This is a genomic window from Streptomyces ruber, assembly GCF_014648075.1.
In the GTDB taxonomy this organism is placed as follows: Bacteria; Actinomycetota; Actinomycetes; order Streptomycetales; family Streptomycetaceae; genus Streptomyces; species Streptomyces ruber.
Genome location: NZ_BMQK01000018.1, coordinates 81,417 through 105,117, shown reverse-complemented (window position 1 = coordinate 105,117; position 23,701 = coordinate 81,417). Strand labels below are relative to the sequence as shown.

General features: G+C 72.7%; 20 protein-coding genes. 5 read left to right on the top strand and 15 right to left on the bottom strand.

Annotated elements, in window-relative coordinates; genetic code table 11:
* The first annotated feature begins 86 nt into the window (after positions 1-86).
* Positions 87-800 (top strand): GntR family transcriptional regulator, encoded by a 714-nt coding sequence (locus IEZ04_RS28940; RefSeq protein WP_189219942.1) that lies wholly within the window; start codon positions 87-89, stop codon positions 798-800.
* Positions 801-839: 39 nt separating this feature from the next.
* Here the strand turns inward: IEZ04_RS28940 and IEZ04_RS28935 are convergent, their stop codons facing one another.
* The 8 genes from IEZ04_RS28935 to IEZ04_RS28900 form a co-directional block, all read right to left on the bottom strand.
* On the bottom strand, positions 840-1,628 hold the full coding sequence (locus IEZ04_RS28935; protein WP_189219941.1) for a thioesterase II family protein: 789 nt from the start codon (positions 1,626-1,628) through the stop codon (positions 840-842).
* 83 nt (positions 1,629-1,711) lie between these two features.
* Entirely contained in the window at positions 1,712-3,328 is a 1,617-nt protein-coding gene (locus IEZ04_RS28930; RefSeq protein ID WP_189219940.1) for a fused response regulator/phosphatase, read from the bottom strand.
* Positions 3,325-5,202, bottom strand: a complete 1,878-nt coding sequence (locus IEZ04_RS28925) for an ATP-binding protein (RefSeq protein WP_189219939.1) — start codon at positions 5,200-5,202, stop codon at positions 3,325-3,327. Before IEZ04_RS28925 ends, IEZ04_RS28930 begins: the two co-directional genes overlap by 4 nt.
* Positions 5,199-6,245, bottom strand: coding sequence for an ATP-binding SpoIIE family protein phosphatase (locus IEZ04_RS28920; RefSeq protein WP_189219938.1), 1,047 nt, complete (start codon positions 6,243-6,245; stop codon positions 5,199-5,201). Before IEZ04_RS28920 ends, IEZ04_RS28925 begins: the two co-directional genes overlap by 4 nt.
* On the bottom strand, positions 6,233-6,652 hold the full coding sequence (locus IEZ04_RS28915) for an anti-sigma regulatory factor (RefSeq protein WP_189219937.1): 420 nt from the start codon (positions 6,650-6,652) through the stop codon (positions 6,233-6,235). Before IEZ04_RS28915 ends, IEZ04_RS28920 begins: the two co-directional genes overlap by 13 nt.
* Positions 6,649-7,017, bottom strand: a complete 369-nt coding sequence (locus IEZ04_RS28910; protein ID WP_189219936.1) for an STAS domain-containing protein — start codon at positions 7,015-7,017, stop codon at positions 6,649-6,651. Before IEZ04_RS28910 ends, IEZ04_RS28915 begins: the two co-directional genes overlap by 4 nt.
* On the bottom strand, positions 7,014-7,862 hold the full coding sequence (locus IEZ04_RS28905) for an STAS domain-containing protein (RefSeq protein ID WP_189219935.1): 849 nt from the start codon (positions 7,860-7,862) through the stop codon (positions 7,014-7,016). Before IEZ04_RS28905 ends, IEZ04_RS28910 begins: the two co-directional genes overlap by 4 nt.
* Positions 7,863-8,004: 142 nt before the next feature.
* Positions 8,005-8,337, bottom strand: a complete 333-nt coding sequence (locus IEZ04_RS28900; RefSeq protein WP_229821338.1) for a hypothetical protein — start codon at positions 8,335-8,337, stop codon at positions 8,005-8,007.
* Between the two features lie 474 nt (positions 8,338-8,811).
* On the opposite strand from IEZ04_RS28900, the gene IEZ04_RS28895 reads away from it, so the two are divergent.
* Positions 8,812-10,812 (top strand): rhamnogalacturonan lyase, encoded by a 2,001-nt coding sequence (locus IEZ04_RS28895; protein ID WP_308429839.1) that lies wholly within the window; start codon positions 8,812-8,814, stop codon positions 10,810-10,812.
* Positions 10,813-11,047: 235 nt separating this feature from the next.
* Here the strand turns inward: IEZ04_RS28895 and gap are convergent, their stop codons facing one another.
* Positions 11,048-12,049 carry a type I glyceraldehyde-3-phosphate dehydrogenase gene (gene gap, locus IEZ04_RS28890; protein WP_189219933.1) on the bottom strand — a complete coding sequence of 334 codons (1,002 nt, stop codon included), beginning with the start codon at positions 12,047-12,049 and terminating at the stop codon, positions 11,048-11,050.
* Between the two features lie 103 nt (positions 12,050-12,152).
* The gene (locus tag IEZ04_RS28885) at positions 12,153-13,109 is read right to left on the bottom strand and encodes a GlxA family transcriptional regulator (RefSeq protein ID WP_189219932.1); all 957 of its coding nucleotides are present in this window, start codon (positions 13,107-13,109) and stop codon (positions 12,153-12,155) included.
* Between the two features lie 110 nt (positions 13,110-13,219).
* Here IEZ04_RS28885 and IEZ04_RS28880 point away from each other — a divergent pair, with 110 nt between their 5' ends.
* Positions 13,220-13,885, top strand: a complete 666-nt coding sequence (locus IEZ04_RS28880) for an ABC transporter ATP-binding protein (RefSeq protein WP_189219931.1) — start codon at positions 13,220-13,222, stop codon at positions 13,883-13,885.
* Positions 13,869-15,533 carry a DUF6297 family protein gene (locus tag IEZ04_RS28875; RefSeq protein ID WP_189219930.1) on the top strand — a complete coding sequence of 555 codons (1,665 nt, stop codon included), beginning with the start codon at positions 13,869-13,871 and terminating at the stop codon, positions 15,531-15,533. The genes IEZ04_RS28880 and IEZ04_RS28875 overlap by 17 nt, the downstream gene beginning before the upstream one ends.
* A 125-nt stretch (positions 15,534-15,658) precedes the next feature.
* Here the strand turns inward: IEZ04_RS28875 and IEZ04_RS28870 are convergent, their stop codons facing one another.
* From IEZ04_RS28870 to IEZ04_RS28855, 4 genes are all read right to left on the bottom strand, one after another.
* On the bottom strand, positions 15,659-17,101 hold the full coding sequence (locus IEZ04_RS28870; RefSeq protein WP_189219929.1) for a GH1 family beta-glucosidase: 1,443 nt from the start codon (positions 17,099-17,101) through the stop codon (positions 15,659-15,661).
* Between the two features lie 53 nt (positions 17,102-17,154).
* A complete protein-coding gene (locus IEZ04_RS28865) occupies positions 17,155-18,093 on the bottom strand; it encodes a carbohydrate ABC transporter permease (RefSeq protein ID WP_189219928.1) in 939 nt (312 codons plus the stop codon).
* A gap of 34 nt (positions 18,094-18,127) precedes the next feature.
* The gene (locus tag IEZ04_RS28860) at positions 18,128-19,132 is read right to left on the bottom strand and encodes a carbohydrate ABC transporter permease (protein WP_189219927.1); all 1,005 of its coding nucleotides are present in this window, start codon (positions 19,130-19,132) and stop codon (positions 18,128-18,130) included.
* A 106-nt stretch (positions 19,133-19,238) separates the two neighbouring features.
* A complete protein-coding gene (locus IEZ04_RS28855) occupies positions 19,239-20,552 on the bottom strand; it encodes an ABC transporter substrate-binding protein (RefSeq protein WP_189219926.1) in 1,314 nt (437 codons plus the stop codon).
* 328 nt (positions 20,553-20,880) lie between these two features.
* On the opposite strand from IEZ04_RS28855, the gene IEZ04_RS28850 reads away from it, so the two are divergent.
* Positions 20,881-21,894 (top strand): LacI family DNA-binding transcriptional regulator, encoded by a 1,014-nt coding sequence (locus IEZ04_RS28850; RefSeq protein ID WP_189219925.1) that lies wholly within the window; start codon positions 20,881-20,883, stop codon positions 21,892-21,894.
* 150 nt (positions 21,895-22,044) lie between these two features.
* On the opposite strand, the gene IEZ04_RS28845 is transcribed toward IEZ04_RS28850, so the two are convergent.
* Positions 22,045-23,637 (bottom strand): alkaline phosphatase D family protein, encoded by a 1,593-nt coding sequence (locus IEZ04_RS28845; RefSeq protein ID WP_189219924.1) that lies wholly within the window; start codon positions 23,635-23,637, stop codon positions 22,045-22,047.
* Positions 23,638-23,701: the final 64 nt, after the last annotated feature.

Below are 23,701 nucleotides of genomic sequence, written 5' to 3'. Positions count from 1 at the left end.
CTCCTTACTGTCGTGCAGTACTTGTATACAAGCATCTGTCGCGTAGATGAGCAAGACCCTCCCCCGGTGCTACGTAGGATGGGCGCATGGCTCAATCGAACGGGCGGCGGACGAGCCGGCGCGACATCTACCTCAAGCTGCGCCAGATGGTCCTGACGCTCGAACTCGCCCCGGGCGCGGCCCTGTCGGAGAACGAGCTCGCCGCGTCGCTGGGGGTCAGCCGGACCCCGGTGCGGGAGAGCCTGATCATGCTGGCCCAGGAAGGGCTGGTGCAGGTCTTCCCGAAGATCGGGTCGTTCGTGTCCCGGGTGGACCCCGCGCAGGTCGCGGACGCGCAGTTCCTGCGGGAGGCGGTGGAGCTGGCGGCACTGGAGGACCTGCCGGCGCAGCTCGACCCCGCCGTCGTCGAGGAGCTGCGGGACAACCTCGAACGGCAGCGGCGCGCGGACCTCGGCCTGGAGGAGTTCTTCGCCCTGGACGAGGTCTTCCACCAGGGTCTGATGCGGCTGAGCGGCCACGGCAACGTCTGGACCACGGTGGCGGGGGCCAAGGGCCACCTGGACCGGGCGCGGCGCCTGGGACTGCACGGGCACGTGTCGCCCGCCGTGTTCGCCACCCAGCACCACGAGATCTTCGAAGCCGTCGTCGGCGGGGACGTCCCGCTCGCCCGCACCGCCATGCGCGCGCACCTGCGCGCGGTCTTCCACGACATCGAACGCATCCGCGCGCATTCACCGGAACTCTTCGCCGCCGACGCGTCGGCGGTGCCGGTACGGCGCAACATCGTGGTCTGGGAATGACCGTGCCCCCGTGGCGGGGCACGGCGGGGACCGGGCGGGTCAGCCGGCGCGGGCCGGCAGCAGGTCGCGGAGCAGGGCGCCCACGTCCCCCGTGTGCTCGTTGAGGAAGAAGTGGCCGCCCTCGAAGACGTGCATGCGGAAGTCGCCCGAGGTGTGGTTCCGCCAGGCCTCGACGGTCTCGACGGGCACCTCGGGGTCCCGGTCGCCCGCCAGCGCCACGACGGGGCAGGACAGCGGCCGGCCCGGGGTGTCGCGGTACGAGGCGATGGCCCGGTAGTCCCCGCGCAGCGCGGGCAGTATCAGCTCCAGCAGCTCGGGGTCCCCCAGCAGCTGGGCGTCCGTGCCGCCCAGCTTGCGCACCCTCGCCACCAGTTCCTCGTCGGTCCGCGGCCAGTCCTCGCCGCGGCTGCGGACCGCGGACGGCGCGCGGCGGCCCGACACGACGAGCAGCCGCGGTTCGCCGCCGGGCTGCCGCGCGAGACGCACGGCCACCTCGTACGCCAACGACGCCCCCATGCTGTGCCCGAGCAGCACCCGGGGCCGGTCCCCCGGCGGGCCCAGCACCTCGACGACCAGGTCGGCCAGCACGTGCAGGTCCTCGACCGGCGCCTCGCGCAGCCGGTCGAGCCGCCCCGGGTACTGCACGGCCAGCACATCGGCGGCGGGGGCGAGCTCCAGGGCGAGGCCACGCCAGTAGGTGCTGGAGCCGCCCGCGTGCGGGAAACAGATCAGCTCGCAGGGGGCCTCGGCGCCCGCGCCCCCCTGCACCGATCGGAGAAGGCGGCGGAACCAGACGTTCCGCTCCCGGCTCGTTCCGGCCAGTTCCATGACACTTCCCCCAACTGCTGTTCCGTGGCGGGCGATCCGCAGAACGTTCTGCGGCCACAAGACATATCAGGTCCGGCGGCGGGTCAGTCCGGCCGGACCGCGTTCAGGCGTACGGCCAGCAGCGCCACGTCGTCGCTGCCGTCCGGGAGCAGCCGGTCGAGGAGCCGGGTGCAGGCCTCGTCCGGGTCCGCGGACGCCTCGGAGAGCACCTCGGCGAGGGACTCCAGGGAGTGCCGGAGGTCCTCGTCACGGCGTTCGATCAGCCCGTCCGTGACGAGCAGCACCAGTGATCCCGGTGGCACGGTCACCTTGCGGGCGGGCGGGTGCGGGAGGCCGATGCCGAGGAGTGGGCCGTGGTCGTGCACGTACGAGGTCGTGCCGTCCGGGTGGCGCACCAGGGGCGGGAGGTGGCCCGCGTTCGCGACGTGCAGGGTGTCCGAGTCGAACTCGATCAGGACGACGCAGAGAGTGACCGTCGCACCGGGCTCCACGGCCTTCAGCAGGTGGTCGAGGCGGGCCAGGATCACCTCGGGCGGGTGCCCCTCGGCGGCGTAGGCACGCAGCGCGTGGCGGACCTGGCCCATCACCATCGCCGCGTCCAGCGAGTGCCCGGCGACGTCGCCGACGGCCACGACCAGGCCGGCGGGCGTGCTGATCGCCTCGTAGAAGTCCCCGCCGATCTCCGCACGCGCGCTGGCGGGCAGGTAGCGCACGGCCAGGTCGGCGCGCGCGGTCTCCGGCAGGCTCGCGGGCAGGAAGCTGCGCTGCAGGGTCAGGGCGAGGGCGTGCTCCTCGCTGTAGCTGCGCAGCGCCTCCAGCGCCAGTGCGCTGGCCTGGGTGAGCTGGGTCAGGAGCTGCTCGTCGTCCGGCGTGGCCACGGCGTCCGCGGACGTGATGATGACGACCGGCGGGCGCTCGGCCTTCGCGCGGCCCACGACGGTGCGCCGTCGCTCCGGGTCCTTGAGGTGCGGCGGCAGGCACGCCAGGTGCGGGCCCGCCCCGAGCGCGCTGCGTACGCCGGGGTGGTCGCCCCGGTGCGTCCAGGCGGACGTGGTGTGCACCTGCGGCCCGTCCGGTTGCGGCGAGCCGTCCTCGTCCTGCCAGGTGTGGGCGACGAGCGGACTGCCCTGCGGGGTGACGAGGAACGCGGCCACGCCGCACCGGAAGATGGCGGCCGCCCCCTCGGCCGTCACCCGGACCAGTTCCTCGGCGTCGGAGGCGCTGTACAGGGCCAGGGTGAGGCGGTTGAGCAGGCGCAGCCGGTCCGCGAGCAGCTCGGCGCGGCGGCGGGCGCGGGCGTAGCGCAGCGTCGCGGTGACCGTGGCCAGCAGTTCGTCGGGCGCGATGGGCTCGACGAGGTAGGCGTCGGCGCCGCGGTACAGCCCCTGCGCCCGGTCGCCCACGGTGATGGCGGACGCGGAGACGTTGATGACGGGCACGGACGCGGTGGCCGGGTTGCTCTTGATGTGCTCGCACACCTCGAAGCCGGTCATGTCGGGCAGCCGTACGTCCACGATGGCGATCTCCGGCGCCCGTCCGGTCCCGTCGAGCACTTCCAGCGCGCTGGTGCCGTCCTCGGCCTCGGTGACCTCGTGACCGGCCCGGCGCAGGGTGGTGGACAGGACGTACCGGTTGGTCGGAGCGTCGTCCACCACCAGGATGTGGGCCGGGCTGTGATCCATGTCGGTTGGGTGAGTCATCGACGTTCCTTGATCCTGGACGATCTCGGAGGGGTGGTGAGGGAGGGCCGGGCAGGCGGTGCGGCCCGCCGTCCCAGGGCGGTGGCGAGGTCCTCGGCCGTGAGGCGGGACTTGTTCAGCACCGCGCGGACCCGGGCGAGGCGCGGGCGGTCCACGTCGGCCGCGTCGAGCGCGGTCAGCACGACCACGGGGACGTCGGCCGTCAGCGGGTCGGCGGCCAGCAGCCGCCTGACCTCGTACCCGTCCGTGCCGGGCATGTTGAGGTCGAGGAAGACGGCGTCCGGCCGCTCGCTCCGTACGGTGTCGACGGCGCGGCCGCTGTCGGTGAGGACGGTGACGGACTCGGCGAGCCCGTCGAGCAGCGGACGGAAGCCGGCCAGGAACGCCTCGTCGTCGTCGACGACGACCACCGACCGCATCGCTGCGCCCGCCGCCGCCGCCGGGGCACGGTCCGCGGTCCCGTGCTGCCCGGCGTCCGCCGTCTCCGCCGGGGCCTGCGGTTCCGGGCGGGCGAGGCGGGCCGGGATGTCGACGACCACCACGGTGCCGTGGCCGATCTCGCTGTCGAGCGTCAGCCGGCCGCCCAGCAGCTCCGTCAGTCTGCGGGCGTAGGGCAGCCCCAGTCCGGTGCCGGACCGGCCCCGCTGGTGCGGCCCCCGCACCTGGTAGAACTCCTCGAACACGCGGTCGACCTCGGTGGCCGGGATGCCGACGCCGGTGTCCCGGACGCGGAACACGAAGCGGGCGCCCTGTCCGTGGTCCTCCTCGGCGACGTCCAGGGTCACCGAGCCCTCGACCGTGAACTTCAGGGCGTTCGACAGGACGTTGCGCAGGATCCTGGTCAGCATGACCTCGTCGGTGACCAGGGGACCCCGCTGGATGTGGTCCGGGATGCACAGGTCCACCCCGGGCTGCGCGGTGCCCTGCAGCGTGCCGCGCAACTGGTGCAGCAGCGCGCGGAGGTCGGTCTCGGCGGGGTGCGGCTCGAGCCGGCCGGACTCCGCCTTGGCCACGTCGAGCAGCTCGTCGACGAGGGCCAGGAGGGTGCTGCCGGAGGCGTGCACGAGGGCCACCTGCTGCCGCTGTTCGTCGGAGAGCGGGTCCGCCCCGGAGTCCAGCAGCAGCCGGGCCAGGGCGATGACGGAGTTCACCGGCGAGCGCAGCTCGTGGCTGACGTTGGCCCAGAACCTGGTCTTGTACTCGTGGGCGAGTTCGAGCTGCCTGGTCTTGTCCTCCAGCTCCGCGTAGAGGGCGACGACGCCGCTGTTGGTCTCCTCCAGCTCGCTCGCCAGCTCGGAGTAGAGCGCCACGACTCCGGCGTTGGTCTCCTCCAGCTCGGCGTTCAGCCGCGTGAGCTCCTCCTGCTGGTGCTGCGACTCCTCCAGCGCGGCCAGGAGCTGGCCGTTCTGGGTGCGCAGGGCTTCGATCAGGTCGGCCGCCGTGTCGGTGCCGGCGAGCCGGCCGCGGACGTCGGCGGCCAGTCCGGCGACGGACGCCGCCGGCACGGGGACGGCCTGCGCCAGGACGAGTTCGTGACGGCCGCCGTCGTCCGAGGTCAGCAGCCTGCTGTCGTCGAGCAGCCGGGCGGCGGCGGCCAGCAGGGTCGACGGTGGCCGGCGCGCCTCGCGCCAGCCGAAGCGCACGGCCACCACGACGGTGCCGGCCTCCTCCAGACGGAGACGCGCGGTGAGACCGGAGGCACCCAGGAGGTGCTCACCGGCCTCGCTCACGACGGTGGTCAGGCGGACCAGGGGGCTGCCCGTCAGGCCCGCGGCGCGGCACGCCGACTGCGTGCAGCGGCGCAGGGTGACCACGTCGCCCCCCTCCCGGAGGGCGATCGTGGCCAGCTCGTGGACGGACGGCCCGGTGGTCATGGCCGCCGGTGGACGGCCACGACGATGCCCGCGTCGTCCCTGCGGACCGCGGCCTGGTTGAGCAGCTGCGCGGCCACCAGGGAGGGGTCCTGGTCGAACAGGCCGGGGAAGTCCCCGGGCCGCCAGCGGTCGCTGAGGCCGTCGGAGTGCATGACGAGGGCGGCGCCGGGCGGGAACGCCGCGTCGAAGGTGCGCGGCCGGGGCATCTGCATGCCGACGATGCCCGGCATGGACAGCAGCGTGTTCCGGTTCTCCCCCGCCTGGACCAGTGCCGTGATGTTGCCGACCCCGCTCAGGTGGACGCGCTGGTCGGCGTGGTCCACCAGGGCGATCGCCACGGCCGCGCCGCGGGTGTCGCGCACGCCCCGGTGGACGTCCTCCAGCACGGCCGCCGGGCTGACCTGACGGCTGGCGCGGAACGCCCCCCGGGCCCGGTCGGCGACCCGCGCCGCCAGCGGCCCGTGCCCGAGCCCGTCGCACATCAGCAGCAGCAGGGCGTCGCCGCCGGGCCCGCTCACCGTGCGTACCGACCAGGTGTCGCCGCACACCTGCTCACCGCTGATCGGCCGGGTCAGCCCGCCGGTCGCCACCCGGACGGGCTCCGGTGCCTGCCGGTCCGCCCAGAAGCGCGCGTACACCACCGTGCCCCGGCCGCGCAGGGAGTGGATGCCGTGGTCGTCGGCGAGCCGCCCGATGGCGCCCATGCCGATCCCCAGGCTGCCCGCGGCGGACGTGCCGTCGCGCAGCGCACCCGCGACGTCGTCGATGCCGGGCCCGTTGTCCAGGGACAGGCACTCGACGGCCACGTGGTCGCCGGTCCGCACCACCCGCAGGGCGAGCGAGCCGTCGTCGGCGTGCTTGAGGAGATTGGTCGCCATCTCCGTGACGCACAGCTCGACGCGCGCCACCCGCTCCTCGGAGAGGCGGACGCTGCGGGCGAGCTGGCCCGCCTGGCGGCGCGCGGCCGCCGCGAGTGCCACGTCCGAACGCAGCCAGTGGACATCGCCCGCTTCCGCCACGAGCGTGCCGTTCACCGGCCCCACTTCACAATGCGGACGGTGGTGCCGCCCGAACCGGACTCGATCTCGAACTCGTCGACGAGCCTCTTGGCTCCGCTGAGCCCGAGGCCCATGCCGTTGCCCGACGTCCAGCCGTCCGTCAGGGCCAGCTCGATGTCCGGTATGCCCGGTCCCTGGTCCTGGAACTCCACGAAGATGCCGGAGCGGCCCCCGTCGGCCACGGTGGTCGCGCGCACGACACCGCCGCCGCCGTGGATCAGCATGTTGCGGCCGAGTTCGCTGGCCGCCGTGACGAGCTTCGTCTGGTGGACCAGTGACAGACCGGTGCGCTGGGCGAGGGTGCGCACCATCTGGCGGGCGGTGACGACGTCACTGCTGTTGGCGACCGGGACGGTCTCCACCGAGGCGCTCACCGCGCCGTAGTCGTTCATCCGCGGCTCGCGCTGAGACGCCGTAGCAGCTTCAGCCCTCGCTCCAGGTTGAGGGCCGTGCGGACACCCTTCAGGGACAGCCCGAGCTCGACGAGCGTCATGGCCACGGCGGGCCGCATGCCGACGACGATCGTCTCCGCGCCGAGCACGCGCGAGATGGAGGCGTTGGTCGCCAGCATGCGCCCGACGAAGGAGTCCACGATCTCCAGCGCCGAGATGTCGATGACGACACCCTTGGCGCCGGTGGCGACGATCTGGTTCGAGAGGTCCTCCTGGAGGTCCAGCACCATCTGGTCCTCCAGGTCGACCTGGATGGAGACCAGGAGGATCTCGCCGATCTTGAGGACGGGGACGCGGTCGGTCACAGCAGACCCCGCACGTCGTCGTCGGCGTCCAGGGCGACTTCCTTCAGCGCCTGGCGCAGCGCGTCCGACAGCGAGGCGTTGGTGGGGATGTCACCGAACTCGATGCCGAGCGCCACGATCGTCTGGGCGATCTGCGGCCGGATGCCCGAGATGGTGCACTGCGCGCCCATCATGCGGGCGGCGACCACGGTCTTCAGCAGGTGCTGCGCGACCTGGGTGTCCACGGTCGGGACGCCCGTGATGTCGATGATGGCGTGCGTGGAGTTGGTGTCGACCAGGGTCTGCAGCAGCTTCTCCATGACGACCTGGGTACGGGCCGAGTCGAGCGTGCCCACCAGGGGGACGCCGACGACGCCGTCCCACAGCTTGACCACGGGCGTGGCCAGCTCGAGGAGCTGCTCGGCCTGGGAGGAGATGATCTCCTCGCGGGTCCGGATGTACGCCTCGGTGGTCAGCAGGCCGAGGTCGTCGAGGAGCCGGGCGAACTGCAGGTACGCCTGCGCGCCCTGCTCGTCGCCCGCGAGGGACGGCTCCAGGACCTCCTTGAGCGCGAAGACGCTCCGGGCGGTCTCGGTGGAGGTGAAGCCCCGCCGCGCGCGGTTGCGGGAGAGCTCGATGAGCAGGCTGCGCGTCTCGGCGAAGTGCTCGCCCCGGCCGTCCAGCCCACTGGCGGTGAGGGCCCCGAGAATGGCCTCGTACAGCTCACTCAGTTCGTGACCCAGCTCGGCCTTGCTCAGACGACCCTGCAGGTCCTCACCGACCGTGCTGGTCCACTGTGCGAGGAAGTCGTCACGCTGGGCCACCAGCGTTTCGACCAGAAGTTGCGTGTTTCCCTCAGTCGTCACGTCTTCCCCACCAAATCTTTGATCGAATCTACCAGGTAGACGATACGACAAGACGGCAGGCGTCAACGGGCCGCACCCGTTCCGGACACACGGCAGGGTCGCGACCGCCGGTCGCGACCCTCTCACACTCTCCCGCGGCCGGCTACGCCGTGACGAGCTCCGCTTCGTCGGCCGCTCCGGCATCGGCGCCGGCGGGCTCGGCGGCGGCGTCGGCGCCGCCGGCCTCCGCCTCCTCCTCCACCATGGCGAGGAAGCGCCGGATCGCCTCGGCGGGCATGTCGAGCTCCTCGGCCGCGGCCCGCTCACCGCCGAACACCTGCACCGCCTCGGCGACGGCCACGGCGAGTTCCGCTTCGGCCTTGCGGACCTTGGCCTCCGCCTTGTCCACGGTGTCGACCACCGAAAGCTGGCGGCGCTGCTTCTCCTGGAGTCGCTGCTTGCGTGAAGGCGTCTTGTCAGAGTTCTGCGCGGTCATGACCAAGATCATAATCGAACGACGGCACCGCGGACTCTCACTCCGTACGGTCCTCCACGACGCCGAGGCGGGGCGGGGCGGGGCGAGGCGGGGCGAGGCGGGGCGAGGCGGGGCGAGGGGAGGCGGGGCGAGGCGAGGCGGGCGAGGCACCAGGAGTCGCACAGCACACCCCGATCCGGTTCCGTCAGTTCCGGCGCGCGGCTCCGGTTCCGACTTCCGCCCGGGCTCCGGCTCCGACTTCCGCTCCGACTCGGCTCCGACTCCGACTTCCGCTCCGACTCGGCTCCGGCTTCGGCTCTGGCTCCGGCTCCGGCTCGGAATTCAACAGGCTCGCACAACAAGCTCGCACAACGATTGACGGGATCGATCAGCCGTTGCCACACTCGAACGGCCGGCAGATGAATCGATTCAAAACCTGTCGTCACCCGTGAAGAGCCGTCAGAACCCGTCGTCCGACAGCAAAGGAGCATTCGGATGGGCAGGAGATTCACCTTCCCCGGCACCACCGGACCCAGACGCCTGAGCAGGACCGCCCCCATGGCCGGCCGTGCCCGCGCCCGGCTGATCACCGCGGGCGTCGCCGCCCTGGCCACGGCCGCCACCGCGTTCACCGGCCCGGCCACCGCGACCGACGACCGTCACCGGCCGGAGCGCCCGCTGCGCCAGATGGAACGGCTCGACCGGGCGCCGGTCGCCGTGAAGACCGGGGACGGGGTCTTCGTCGGCTGGCGCCTGCTCGGCCTGGACCCGGAGAACACCGCCTTCCACGTGTACCGGGACGGCCGCCGCATCACCCGCACCCCGGTCCGCGACGCGACCAGCCTCACCGACCGGCACGGCACCGCCCGCTCGGTCTACCGGGTCGAGGTGCTGCGCGGCGGCAAGGTAACCGAACGGACCGCCATGTTCCGCGTCTGGTCCGAGCAGTACAAGGAAATCCCGGTCAACCGGCCGGCGGGCGGCGTCACACCGGCCGGGCAGGAGTACACGTACCACCTCAACGACGCGAGCGTCGGCGACCTCGACGGCGACGGCCGCTACGAGATCGTGCAGAAGTGGGAGCCGAGCAACGCCCAGGACAACTCCCGCAGCGGCTACACCGGGAACGTCGTCCTGGACGCGTACACCCTGGACGGCGAACAGCTGTGGCGCATCGACCTGGGCCGCAACATCCGCGCCGGGGCGCACTACACCCAGCTCATGGTCTACGACCTGAACGGCGACGGCCGGGCCGAGGTGACCGTGAAGACGGCCGACGGCACGGTGGACGGCAGGGGCAAGGTGATCGGCGACGCGGCGGCCGACCACCGCAACGGCAGCGGCTACGTGCTGACCGGACCGGAGTACCTGACCGTCTTCGACGGCCGGACCGGTGCGGCGGTCGACACCGTGGACTACGTCCCCGGCCGCGGCGACACCTGCGCCTGGGGCGACTGCTACGGCAACCGCGCCGACCGCTTCCTGGCCGGCGTCGCCTACCTGGACGGCAGGCGCCCCTCGGTCGTGTTCGCCCGCGGCTACTACACCCGCTCCACCCTCACCGCCTTCGACTTCGACGGCAAGCGGCTGAAGCAGCGCTGGGCGTTCGACTCCGACGAGCTGGGCGCGGAGTACGAGGGGCAGGGCAACCACAACCTGTCGGTCGCGGACGTGGACGGCGACGCCCGGGACGAGATCGTGTACGGCTCGCTGACCGTGGACGACGACGGCTCGCCGCTGTACAACACCCGCCTCGGTCACGGGGACTCGCTGCACGTCTCGGACCTCGACCCGAGCCGTCCGGGGCTGGAGGTGTTCGCCGCCCACGAGTCGATGTCCTCCTCCGGCAACCGTGGTGCGACGTTCCGGGACGCGGCCACCGGCGAGATCATCCACAGCATGCCCGCCACCCGGGACATCGGGCGCGCGGCGGCCGGTGACATCGACCCCACCCACCCGGGCGCCGAGGCCTGGGCGGTCACCGCGACCGGCGCCTGGAACTCGCGCGAGGGCGAACTGCGGGCCGCCGACGGCACCCTGCTCGGCACGTCCATCCCCTCGGCCAACCACATGATCTGGTGGGACGGCGACCCGCTCCGGGAGATCCTCGACCACGACTTCGACGAGGCGGCCGACCCGGCGGGCCGCCCGTACGTCGCCAAGTGGGACTGGCGGAGCGGCACCCAGAACACCGTCTTCCGGCCCGAGGGCGTGCACACCAACAACTGGACCAAGGGCAATCCCGTGCTCCAGGCCGACCTGTACGGCGACTGGCGCGAGGAAGTGATCTACCGCGCCCAGGACGAGTCGGCGCTGCGCGTCTACACCACGACCGCCGGGACGGACCTGCGGCTGCCGACGCTGATGCACGATCCGCAGTACCGCCTCGGGGTGGCGTGGCAGAACACCGCCTACAACCAGCCGCCGTGGACGGGCTACTTCATCGGGAAGGGCATGAAGCAGCCGCCGCGGCCCGCCATCCGCTACACGCGGTGACGGACGCCACGGTGTCCGGACTCCCGGGACGCGGGTGCAGTACCTGACGGTGAGGGCATCGGCATGCCCGGGCCACCGATGACGCGTGGGACCGGAAGCACCTTCCGGTCCCACGCGTCCCGCGTGACGTCGAGGGTGCGGCGTCCGACGGGGCGCCGCCGCCGGGGAGCGGGGCCAGGAGCCGGCTCCGGGACCGCCTGTCCGCGATGCGTCACCCCGCGGGGCCGTGCCCGGGTCAGCGGCGGCCCGCGAGGAGTTCGAGCGTGTCGACGACGCGGTGCGAGAACCCCCACTCGTTGTCGTACCAGGCGACGACCTTGATGTGGCGGCCGTCCACGCGGGTGAGGGCCGAGTCGAAGACCGAGGAGGCCGGGTTGCCCGTGATGTCGGACGACACCAGCGGGTCCTCCGAGTACTCCAGGATGCCGGCGAGCGGGCCTTCCGCCGCGGCGCGGTACGCCGCCAGTACCTCGTCGCGCGTCACGTCGCGGGCGACGGCGGTGTTGAGCTCCACGATCGAGCCGACGGGCACCGGCACCCGGATCGAGTCGCCCGACAGCTTGCCGTCGAGACCCGGCAGGACCAGTCCGATCGCCTTCGCGGCGCCCGTGGTGGTCGGCACGATGTTGACGGCGGCGGCGCGGGCCCGGCGGGCGTCGCGGTGCGGGCCGTCCTGGAGGTTCTGCTCCTGCGTGTAGGCGTGCACCGTGGTCATGAAGCCGTGCTCGATGCCGGCGAGTTCGTCGAGCACCGCGGCCAGCGGCGCGAGCGCGTTGGTGGTGCAGGAGGCGTTCGAGACGATCGTGTGCGCGGCCGGGTCGTACGCCTCGGTGTTGACGCCGTACGCGACGGTGACGTCGGCCCCGTCCGACGGCGCGCTGACGAGCACCTTGGCCGCGCCCGCGTCGAGGTGGGCGCGGGCGGCCTTGGCCGAGGTGAAGCGGCCGGTCGCCTCCAGCACGATGTCCACGCCGAGTTCCGCCCAGGGCAGCCGTGCCGGTTCGCGCTCGGCGAGCACCCTGACGCGGCGGCCGTCCACGACGAGGGTGTCCCCGTCCACGCTCACCGGGCGGCCGAGGCGGCCGGCCGTCGTGTCGTACGCGAGCAGCCGCGCGAGGGTGGCGGGCTCGGTGAGGTCGTTCACGGCGACGACCTCGAGGCCGCTGTCGCGTTCGAGCAGGGCGCGCAGCACATTGCGTCCGATGCGGCCGAATCCGTTGATGGCGATGCGAGTCATGAATGGTGTCCCTTCCGTTCGCCCTCAGACTCGCGCCCGGCGTTCGCCCGTGACAGCGGCGCGAGTGCCACGGTTCGTAAGGATCGTGCCAGGCGTCGGCGGGCTACTCGCCCCGGGCGAAGGTGCGCCGGTACTCGCTCGGTGTGGTGCCGAGGATGCGCCGGAAGTGCAGTCGCAGGTTCGCCCCGGTGCCGAGACCGACGTCGGCGGCGATCTGCTCGACCCCCAGCGTCGAACGCTCGAGCAGCTCACGGGCCATGTCGACGCGGGCGCGCATGACCCACTGCATCGGCGTGTACCCCGTGTCCTCGACGAAGCGCCGCGAGAAGGTGCGCGGCGACACGGCCGCGTGCCGGGCCAGCATCTCCAGCGTGAGGGGCTCGCCGAGCCGGTGCAGCGCCCACTCGCGGGTGGCGGCGAACAGCTCGCCGAGCGGCTCGGGCACACTGCGCGGCACGTACTGCGCCTGGCCGCCGCTGCGGTAGGGGGCCGCGACCAGGCGCCGGGCCGCGTGGTTGGACGCGGCCACCCCGAGATCGCCGCGCAGTATGTGCAGGCACAGGTCGATGCCGGAGGCGGCGCCCGCCGACGTCAGCACACTGCCCTCGTCGACGAACAGGACGTTCCCGTCGACCCGTACGCGCGGATGCCGCTCCGCGAGCGCCCGCGTGTAGTGCCAGTGCGTCGTGGCACGCCGGCCGTCGAGCAGCCCCGTGGCCGCCAGCGCGAACGCGCCCGTCGAGATGGCGGCGAGCCGCGCACCCGCCTCGTGGGCGGCGGCCAGCGCGTCGACGACGGTCCGCGGCGGGTCCTCGCGGTCGGGGAACCGGTAGCCGGGGACGAACACGATGTCGGCCCACGGCAGCGCGTCGAGCCCGTGGGCGACGTGGTACGACAGGCCGTCACCGCCGGTCACGAGCCCGGGTGCCGCCCCGCACACCCGGACCTCGTACGGCATGCTCGCCCGGGTGGTGAACACCTGCGCCGGGATACCGACGTCGAGCGGCTTCGCCCCTTCGAGCACGAGCACGGCGACACGACGCGGACGGGAGGCTGGCACGGCATGCAGGGTACGTGAGGGACGGGCGCGTCTCCTCATGCTCGGTGGAGGACGGTGAGCCCCGCCCGCGCCCTTGATCCACTTCACCGGCCGTGCCTACGGTGGTGCACATGCTGGAAATGGCCGGAGTGCGTCACGGCTACGACGACCGGGTCGTCGTGGCCGGGGTGGACCTGTCCGTCGGGGCCGGTGAATGCGTCGTCCTGCTCGGTGAGAACGGTTCGGGGAAGTCGACACTGCTGCGGCTCGCCGCGGGCCGGGAGCGGCCGGAGGAGGGGACGGTGACCTTCCTGGGCCGGACCGTCTCCGAGGACGACGTGACCCTGCGTGCCGAGGTCGCCGTCGTGCTGGACGGCGGCGTGGGCTACCCGGACCTGAGTGTCCGGGAGCACCTCATGCTCGTCGCGCTCGCCCACGGCCTGGGGCAGGCCGCCGGGGAGACGGTCGACGACATCCTGAGGGAGCACCGTCTCGACGGGCACGCGGACGCGCTGCCCCATCAACTGTCGTCCGGGCAGACGCAGTTGATGGCGTTGGCGCAGGCTTTCGTGCGTCCCTGTTCGATGCTGATCCTCGACGAGCCGGAGCAGCGTATCGACACGGACGGCCGGGGACGGCTCGCCGAGCGGCTGCTCGCCGCGAAGGCGGACGGTACGGCCGTGCTGCTGGCCACGCACGACCGGACCCTGGCCGCCGCGGTGGCCGACGCGGCGTTCACCGTCTCCGGAGAGGGACGGCTGGTCGAGGAGCGGACACCGCGTGCGGACGGTGAGTGAGTCGCAGCCGCAGCCGCACGTGCTCGTGGACGCGGACCGGGAGGCCGCCGCGCGCGCCACCGCGGACGTGCTGGCCCGGCTGCGGGTCGTGCGGGCGGGCGAGCGGGACAAGCGGCGCCGGGGTCTGGCCTACACGCTGTACTGCACGGCGCTGCTGTTCGCCATCTGGGGTGTGCCGCTGCTGCTGGCCGCGGCGCGGGCCGGAGCCGACGGGCGGCTGGCAGGTCCCGTGGCCGGCCGGATCCTGCCGGCGCTGCCGACGCTGGTCCCGGCCGTGCTGGCGGGTGTCGTGCTGCTGCTGGCGGCACGGGGCGGCTGGCAGGGGCCGGCGTTGCTGGACCGGGCGGCGGTGACCTGGCTGCTGCCCCAGCCCGTGCTGCGCCGGGCGCTGCTGCTGCCCCGGTTCGTCGCGTCGGCTGTGCGGGTGTCGCTGGTCGCCGTGGCGGTGGGAGCGGTGGCGGGTTTCCTGCTGCACGCGCTCGGCGCGGGCACCTGGTGGGGCATGACCGGTGCCGGTGCCTTCGGTGGCGGGGCCGCCGGTTTCGCCGGTACGGCCCTGGCGGTGCTGGTGCAACGCCAGGACTCGGACGCGTCCGTGCACCGGCTCCCGGTCTTCCGGGTGTCGCGGGCCGTCGTCGCGGCGCTGTGGGCGGTGGCCGGTGTGTCGCTGGTGTACGGCCCGTGGCCCGGCGAGCGGCTGGTGCTCTGGTCGGGGCCGTGGGGGTGGGCGGCACTGCCGCTGACGAGCGCGGCGGGCGGGCCGGGTGTCCTCGCCGCCGGGGCGGGGGCCGTGCTCACGGCGGTCGTGCTGCTCGTGGCCGGCAGGCACGCGACAGGCGCCGTGCCGCACATCCCGGCGCGGGTGCTGCGTACCCAGGCGGGTACCGCGCTCCGTGTGCAGGCGTCGCTGTACGCGCTCGACCTGCGCCAGGCCCGTGCGGCCGTACGGGCCACCCGGCGCCGCGCGTCCCGGCACACGGCGCGGCTGCCCCTCCCCCGCCGGCCGGAGCTGGTGGTGCCGTGGCGGGACGCGACCGCGCTGCTGCGGACGCCGGAGCGGCTTCGGTGGGCGCTGGTCTGGGCGGGCGCGGCGGTGGCGCTGGTGAGCCTTGAAGGGGTGCCCGCACCGGTCACTCTGCTGGCGCTGCCGGCCGGGTACCTGGCCGCGGCCCAGCTGGCGGAGCCGGCGCGGATCGAGACCGACGACGTCCGCAGGGCCGCACAACTGCCGTGGTCAGCCGGGCAGTTGGCCCGGCGGCACGGGCTGGTGCCGACGGCCGGACTGCTGGTGCTGTTCGCGCTCGGCGGTGCGGCGGCCCGGGCGGCGGGAGCGTGGACGGACGCCCTCGTGGTGCTGCCGCTGATGGTGCCCGCCCTGGTCGGTGCGGCGCTGGTGAGTGCGTACCGGGGGCCCGTACCGGCGCACCTGATGCTGGGTTCGACGACTCCGCTGGGTGACACGGGTCCGCTCGGGGCCCTGCTGTGGCAGGTGCGGGGGCCGCTGGTGGCGCTCGGGTGCCTGGCCGTGGTGGACGGGCCGGCGCGCGGGACGGCTCCGGACGCGGTGGGACTGCTGTGGCCGCTGGTCGTGGGGGCGGCGACGATCTGGTGGGCAGGGGTGACCGCGCGCAGGACGGTGCGCGCCTGACGCACCCGCTCCGCCGGCCGGGTCCCGGAGGTACGGGACCCGGAGGCGGGTCCCCGGTGCGGCACCGTGCGGGGCGGTGACGGGGTGCCGCACCGGAGGCACTGGGCCCGCCGGCCCGACGGAGCTCAGGCGTCGCGCAGGACGCCCGTGCGGGCCACCTCGGCGTACCAGCGGGCGCTGGCCTTGGGGATGCGGGTGCCGGTCGGGTAGTCCACGTAGACGAGGCCGAAGCGCTTGCTGTAGCCGTGGGCCCACTCGAAGTTGTCCAGCAGCGACCACAGGAAGTATCCGCGTACGTCCACTCCGTCCGTGCGGGCCCGGTGGACGGCGGCCAGGTGGCCGTGCAGGTAGGCGATGCGGGCGGTGTCGTTGACGTGGCCGGCGGGGTCGGCGTAGTCGTCGAACGCGGCGCCGTTCTCCGTGATGACCAGCGGCAGTTCCGGGAAGTCGGACGACAGCCGCCGCAGCAGGTCGTACAGGCCGGACGGGTCGACGGCCCAGCCCATGGCGGTGGTGTCGCCCGGGGGCTGGTGGAAGGCGACCCGGTCGGCGGCCGGCCACGGGCTGCGGGTGCTGCCGCCGTGTCCGTCGGAGGTGTGGGAGCCGCCGTCCTCGGCCCGGGAGACGAGGGTGGGCGAGTAGTAGTTGACGCCGAGGAAGTCCAGCGGCTGGTTGATCAGTTCGAGGTCGCCGTCCTGGACGTAATGCCAGTCGGTCAGCGCGGCGGTGTCCTCGAAGAGGTCGTCCGGGTAGGCGCCGCGCAGCATCGGACCGGTGAACACCCGGTTGGCCAGCGCGTCGATGCGGCGGGCCGCGTCGGTGTCGGCGTCGCTGCCGGTGAGCGGGCGCACGTGGTGGATGTTGAGGGTGACCGAGCACCGCGCGTCGGCGGGGATGCGGTCGCGCAGCGCCTGGACGGCCAGGCCGTGGGCCAGGTTGAGGTGGTGGGCGGCGCGCAGGGCGGCCACCGGGTCGGTGCGGCCGGGGGCGTGCGCGCCGGAGCCGTAGCCGAGGAAGGCGCTGCACCAGGGCTCGTTGAGGGTGGTCCAGGTCTTCACCCGGTCGCCGAGCGCGTCGGCGGCCAGGGCCGCGTACGCGGCGAACCGCTCGGCGGTGGCGCGCTCCGGCCAGCCGCCCGCGTCCTCCAACTCCTGCGGCAGGTCCCAGTGGTAGAGGGTGGCGACGGGCTGGATGCCCTTCTCCAGCAGTTCGTCGACGAGCCGCCGGTAGAAGTCGAGCCCCTTCTGCACGGCGGGGCCGCGGCCGGTGGGCTGGATCCGCGGCCAGGCGAGGGAGAACCGGTAGGCGCCGACGCCGAGGTCGGCCATGAGGGCGACGTCCTCCCGCCAGCGGTGGTAGTGGTCGGTGGCGATGTCACCGGTGTCGCCGTTGCGGACCCGGCCCGGGGTGCGGGCGTAGGTGTCCCAGATGGACGGTGTGCGGCCGTCCTCCGCGGCGGCCCCCTCGATCTGGTACGCGGCGGTCGCGGTGCCCCAGAGGAAGTCCTCGGGGAAGGTGCGGGAGGCGTCCGGGGCGGAGGCGGTCTGCGCGTGCGGTGCGGTGACCACGTGAGTCCTTTCGAAGTGATCCCGAGGTGGAGTGCCGGGGTGGCCGGGCGGCGTCAGCCCTTGACCGCGCCCGCCATGATGCCGCTGACGATCTGGCGGCCGAAGACGACGAACATCGCGAGCAGCGGCAGCGTGCCGAGGAGCGCGCCCGCCATGATCAGGGACTGGTCCCGGACGTAGCCGGCGCTGAGCTGGGTGAGGGCGACGGGCACCGTCGGGTTGGTCATGTCGAGCACGACGAACGGCCAGAAGAAGTCGTTCCAGGCGTGCACGAAGGTGATCATGAACAGGACCGCCATCGCGGGGCGCGCCACGGGCAGCACGATGCTCCAGAAGATCCGCAGCGAGTGCGCACCGTCCACGCGGCCGGCCTCGACCAGCTCGTCCGGCAGCGCCTCCGACAGGTACTGCCGCATGAAGAACACGCCGACCGCGCTCACCAGGGTGGGGAAGATGACGGCGGGCAGCTCCTGCGCCCAGCCCAGTTCGGACATCATCATGAACAGCGGTACGACGCCGAGCTGCGGCGGCACCATCATGGTGCCGATCACCAGCATGAGCAGCACGTTGCGGCCCTTGAAGCGCAGCTTGGCGAAGGCGAACCCGGCCAGCGTCGCGAACATCACCGTGGACAGCGCGATGACACCGGCCACGATCAGGCTGTTGACCATGGCCTTGCCCATCGCCGCCTCGTCCCAGGCGCGGGCGAGGTTGCTGAACAGGTTGGGGCCGGGCAGGAACGGCGGCGGCGTCTGGCTGACGCGGGTGTTGTCGGTCGAGGCCGCCACCATCGTCCAGTACAGCGGGAAGATCGACAGCAGCGCCGTGATGCCGAGCAGGACGTAGGCGAGCGGGCCCGCGTGGTGCTGGCGGCCGGCGCGCGGGGCCAGCAGCCGGCGGCCGTCGCGGGTCCGGCGGCCACCGGGGGAGGTCTTCTTCGGGGCGGTCCGGTCCGGTGCGTCCGTCCGGACCGGGAGGCTGTCTGTGGTCATGGGGACTCCTGGTCGGCTGGTCGGTCGGGACCGGTCAGGACTGGACGGAACCGCGGGACCGCAGGCGCCTGATCAGGCGCTGCGCCACGAAGGCGAGGACGAGCAGCAGGAACATCGCCCAGGCGACGGTCGCCGAGCGGCCCATCTGGTAGTTCTTCCAGCCCTCCTCGTACAGCAGCAGGCCCAGCGTCTGGTACTGGTTGTCCGCGCCGCCCGTCACACCGTTGGGTCCCTGGCCGAAGATCAGCGGCTCGCCGAACAGTTGCGTCGCGCCGATGGTGGACAGCACGATGGTGAAGACGATGGTGGAGCGGATTCCCGGCACGGTGACGTGCGTGAACTGCTTCCAGCGGGAGGCGCCGTCGATGGCGGCGGCCTCGTAGCGGTCGGCGGGGATGGCCTGCATGGCGGCGAGGTAGAGCAGCGCGTTGTAGCCGGTCCAGCGCCAGATGACGATGGTCGAGATGGCGAGCTGGGCGGGCCACTTGTCGGCCTCCCAGTCCACCGGGTCCATGCCGACCAGACCGAGCGCCCAGTTGATCATGCCGAAGTCGCGTTCGAAGAGCATGGTGAACACGAGGGCGGCGGCGCCGACCGAGGTGGCGTAGGGGACGAGCGAGGCGATGCGGAAGAAGAGCGAGCCGCGCATCCGGTAGTTGAGCAGGTGGGCGAGGCCGAGCGCCATCAGCAGCTGCGGCACCGTGGAGATGACGCCGATCGTGATGGTGTTCGTCAACGCGTTCCAGAACCGGGCGTCGTTCCACAGCTCGACGTAGTTGTCGAACGCCACCCACTCCATGATGTCGAGGGTGGCCAGCTCCACGCGGTGCAGGGAGATCCAGGAGGTGTAGAGGAGGGGGTAGGCGCTGAACGCGGCGAACACGACGAAGAACGGTGCGACGAACGTGTACGGCGCGCCCTTGACGTCCAGCCGGTGCAGCAGCGCGCCGCGCCGCCGGCCCGTGCCGTCGCCGTCCGGCCTGCGGGACGGTCCCGGACGCCCCGCGCCGGCCCGGGCGTTGGTGGTGGAGGTGGCCACCGGACTTCCTTCCTGCGAGCTTCAGATGTGAGCCTCAGGGGTGAGGCGGCCGCCCGGGCCCGCCGGCGAGGTGCGGGCGGACCCGGACGGCCGGGACGGCGACGGGTCAGCCGACCGCCTTCTCGATGCGCTCCACGGTGGTCTCCCAGGCCTCGTCGCGTGCGGTGCCCTGCTGTTCGATCAGGGTCAGACCCTGGGAGATGGTGTCCTTGATCGTGCCGTCCTTGCGGCCGAGGACCTGCCCGTCCGGGATCTCCTGGGCGGCCTCGCCGAAGATCTGGCCGATCGGGGCGTCGTCGAAGTACTCGGAGGTGAGGTTCTTGACCTCGGGCAGCTCCAGCGCCTGCTGCGAGGACGGGACGGCGCCCAGTTCCTTGAAGATGTGCGCCTGCTGTTCGGGCGCGGTCAGCCAGGCGACGAGCTTCTTGGCCTCCTCCTTCACCGGGCTCTTCTCGATCACGCCGAAGAACGAGCCGCCCCAGTTGGCGCCCTTGGGGGCCTTGGCGATGTCCCACTTGCCCTTGTTCGCCTCGCCGGCCTTCTCGCTGATGTGGGCGAGCATCCAGGCCGGGCAGACGGCCGTGGCGAACGTGCCGTTGGCCAGGCCGGGGTCCCAGCCGGGCTGGAACTGACGGAGTTTGGCGGACAGACCGTCCTCGGCGGCGTCGGCGGCGAGGTTCCAGGCCTCCTTGACGGCCGGGTTGCTGTCGTGGATCAGCTCGCCCTCGGCGTTGTAGTACTGCTCGGGGTAGCCGTAGACCATGGCGTTGAACAGACCGCTGGCCGCGTCCATGTACGCCACGTCATCGCCCTTGAAGTTCTTCTTGAAGGTGCGGCCGGCCTCGACGTACTTCGTCCAGTCGCCCTCCCACAGCTTGGCGACCTCCTCGCGGTCGGTGGGCAGTCCGGCCTGTTCGAAGTAGTCCTTGCGGTAGCAGACGGCCATCGGGCCGATGTCGGTGCCGAGGCCCAGCACCTTGCCGTCCTCGGTGGTGATCTGGCTCTGCTTCCACGGCAGGAAGTGGTCGGTGTCCGCCACGTCCGCGAAGTCCGCGAACGTGTCGGCCCGGGTGTCGACGATCTCCTTGGCCCGGCCGATCTCGATGCCCTGGATGTCCTTCAGGCCCTTGCCCCCGGCCAGCCGGGTCTGCAGCGCGGTGTAGTACGTCTGTTCGTCACCGGCCACCTCGGCCTGGATGTCGACGTCCGGGTTCTCCTTCTCGTACTGCTCCAGGAGTCCCGTCTCCTCGAAGCCCATCACCCCGTACATGCCCATGGTGATGGTGACCTTGCCGTCCTTCTTGCCGCCGCCCGTCACCGATTCGTCGCTGCCTCCGCAGCCAACGACGAGCGCGAGCGCACCGGCCGCCGCGACGACCGCGACCGCTCTCCTGTGCGCTGATCCGTGCAGAGTGCTCATGGTGTCTTCCTCCAAGCGACGGCGCTGACGCACCGGAGTGGCGGGGCATGTGCGGGATGGCTGGGCGACACGAGAAGCTCTGGGAACGTACCCATCGACGGATGGGAACGTGCCCATCAACCGGCGGGAGCGCTCCCACCCGGCGGTTGGAAGACTCGTGCCAAGCGACCTGCCATGTCAATGACTTGAAAACGTTTCGTTGCCGAACCGGGCGCCCGGCGTTCGCTTCATGACTCCGGAAAGGCGGTGCCGCCACACGCTGTCTGCCACAATTACCGCTGGTCACGTCCGCGGCGGCGCCGCCGCGGGTGCCGCCGGGAGGTAACGCATGGCAGGGAACGGCCACCCCACGATCAAAACCGTCGCCGCCCGCGCCGGAGTGGGACGGACCACGGTGTCCCGCGTCATCAACGGCTCGGAGCTCGTCAGCGCCGACGCCCGGGCGCGGGTGCTGGCGGCGATCAAGGAGCTGAACTACGTCCCCAACTCCGTGGCCCGCGGCCTGGTCACCAGCCGCACCGACGCGGTGGCCCTGGTGATACCCGAGTCCGAGAGCCGGCTCGGCTCGGAGCCGTTCTTCGCCGCCCTGATCCGCGGGGTGAGCGCCGTGCTCGCCGAGACCCGCACCCAGCTCCAACTGACGCTGGTGCGCGACCGGTTCGAGAGGGAGCAGCTGGCCGCGACGGTGGCGACCCGCCGGGTCGACGGCGTGCTGCTGGTCTCCGTCCACGCGCACGACCGGCTGCCCGGCATGCTGGAGGAGCTGGGGCTGCCCACCGTGCTGGCCGGCCGCCGCGACGCACGGGAGCGGCTCGCCTACGTCGACTCCGACAACGCCGGGGGCGCCACCGCGGCCGTCCGGCACCTGCTGGAGAGGGGCCGCCGCCAGGTCGCCACCATCACCGGAGCGCTCGACATGGACGTCGGCCGCAGCCGCCTCGCGGGCTGGCGCGGCGCCCACCGCGAGGCGGGTGTGCCGGCGGACGGGAACCTGGTCGAGGCCGGGGACTTCACCGAGGAGGGCGGTCGCAGGGCGATGCGTTCGCTACTTGAACGCGCACCGCATCTGGACGCCGTCTTCGCCGCCTCGGACCTCATGGCCGTCGGCGCCCTGGCGGAACTGCGCCGCCGGAACCGGCGGGTGCCGGACGACGTCGCCGTCGTCGGTTTCGAGGACTCCGTCCTCGCCCGCCACACCGACCCGCCCCTGACCACGGTGCGCCAGCCGGTCGAGGAACAGGGCCGGACGATGGCCCGCATCCTGCTCGACATCACACGCCACGGTGCGGAGCGGCGGCAGGTGACCCTGCCGACGGAGCTGGTGGTGCGGGAGTCGTCGTGACGGGTGGGGGGTGATCACCGGGACGGGGCGGGTCGAGACGGGACGGGACGGGGTGGGTTGCGTCCGCGAACGGTGGCGGGCCACCTCCGCCGTCCGGCGCCCGCCGGCACCCCGGTGCCCTTCACCACCGAAGGGCGCTCCCGTGGACGCTCAGATCTCGACGGCCCCCGGCCGCCCGTCCTCCACCACGAACGAGGCGAACGTCTCCGCGGGCGCGTCCGCTCGGCTGACCGTGGGCACCATCCGCAGGTCGGTGCGCCACCGGTGCCGGTCCACCGTGCAGGTCACATAGCCGCGGCGGTCGCCGTCGAAGAACTTGACGTGCGGGTTCCACCGCATCATGGGCCCGTAGTACGGCCCGTAGACCTCGTCGTCGCCGTTGGTCGAGACGGAGGTGCCGACGAACTCCGTGGCGACGACGGGCGAGTCGGGGTCGTCGAAGTCGCTCTTGATGTCGTTGACGAACGTGGAGTGCCAGTCACCGGCGACCATGACGGGGTTGCGCACCCGGGCCGACACGAAGGTGTCGGTGATGGCCTTGCGCGAGGCCGGGTACCCGTCCCACGCGTCGTGCCAGACGATGTCGCCGGTCGGACCGTCATGGTCCAGACGGGCCATCATCACGCTCGTGGCGATGACGTTCCAGCGCGCGGGCGACCGGCTCAGCCCGTTCAGCAGCCACCTCTCCTGCGTGGCCCCGAGCATGGTGCCCGCCGCCGGGTCGTTCCCGGCCGCACACGCCGGCGCCTCGCCCCAGCCGCACGGCGGTGCACTGCGGTACTGCCGCGTGTCCAGCAGGTTCAGCCGGGCCAGACGGCCCCAGTCCGACCGCCCGTACAGCGTGAGTGAGCCGTCCGCACGGGGCAGCGAGCGGCGGCGTACCGGCTGGTGCTCGTACCACGCCCGGTACGCCGCGACGCGGTTCGCGGTGTCCGTGCCGCCGTGCGCGCCGGCGTAGTCGTTCACCACCTCGTGGTCGTCCCAGGTGACCAGCCACGGGAAGCGGGCGTGGGTGCGCCGCAGATCCGGGTCGGACTTGTACAGCGCGTACTGCATCCGCCAGCGGTCGAGGTCACGCGGCGCCTCGCGCAGCACGTCCGGGGTCGCCGTGCCGCGCAGTCCGCCGTCGGCGGGCACTCCGCCCTCGTACACGTAGTCGCCGAGGTGGATGACGAGGTCGAGGTCCTCCTCGGCCATGCTGCGGTACGCCGAGTAGAAGCCGTGCGACCACTCCTGGCAGGAGGCGTAGGCGAAGCGCAGCGCCCCCGGCACGCTGTCCGCGCGCGGCGCGGTGCGGGTGCGGCCGACCTCGGAGACGTCGCCGCGGTAGCGGAAGCGGTAGTGGTACTCCCGGTCCGCCGCGAGGCCCTCGACCTCCACGTGCACCGTGTGCGCCAGGCCGGGGAGGGCCGGCACCGTGCCCCGCCTGACGATCCGCCTCATGCCCGCGTCCAGTGCTACCTGCCAGTCGACCGGTACGGGGCGGCTCGGCATGCCGCCGTCGGGGCTGAACGGATCGGGCGCCAGCCGGGTCCACAGCACCACGCCGTCGGACGTCGGGTCGCCCGAGGCGACGCCGAGCGTGAACGGGTACACGCCCCCGCGCAGACGCGGCGCCGCGAGGGCGGTGCCTTCGAGGGGCACCTGGCCCGCGGCCGCCAGCCCGGCGACGGCGCCGATGCCACCGAGGAAGCGCCGGCGGTTCGGTCGGGACGGTTCGGCATGGTCCGTTGCAGACGTCATGGCCGGAATACCAGCGTCCGTCCCTGGCCACGAGCCGTCGCCGGGGTGGCCCGGACGTGAAGAA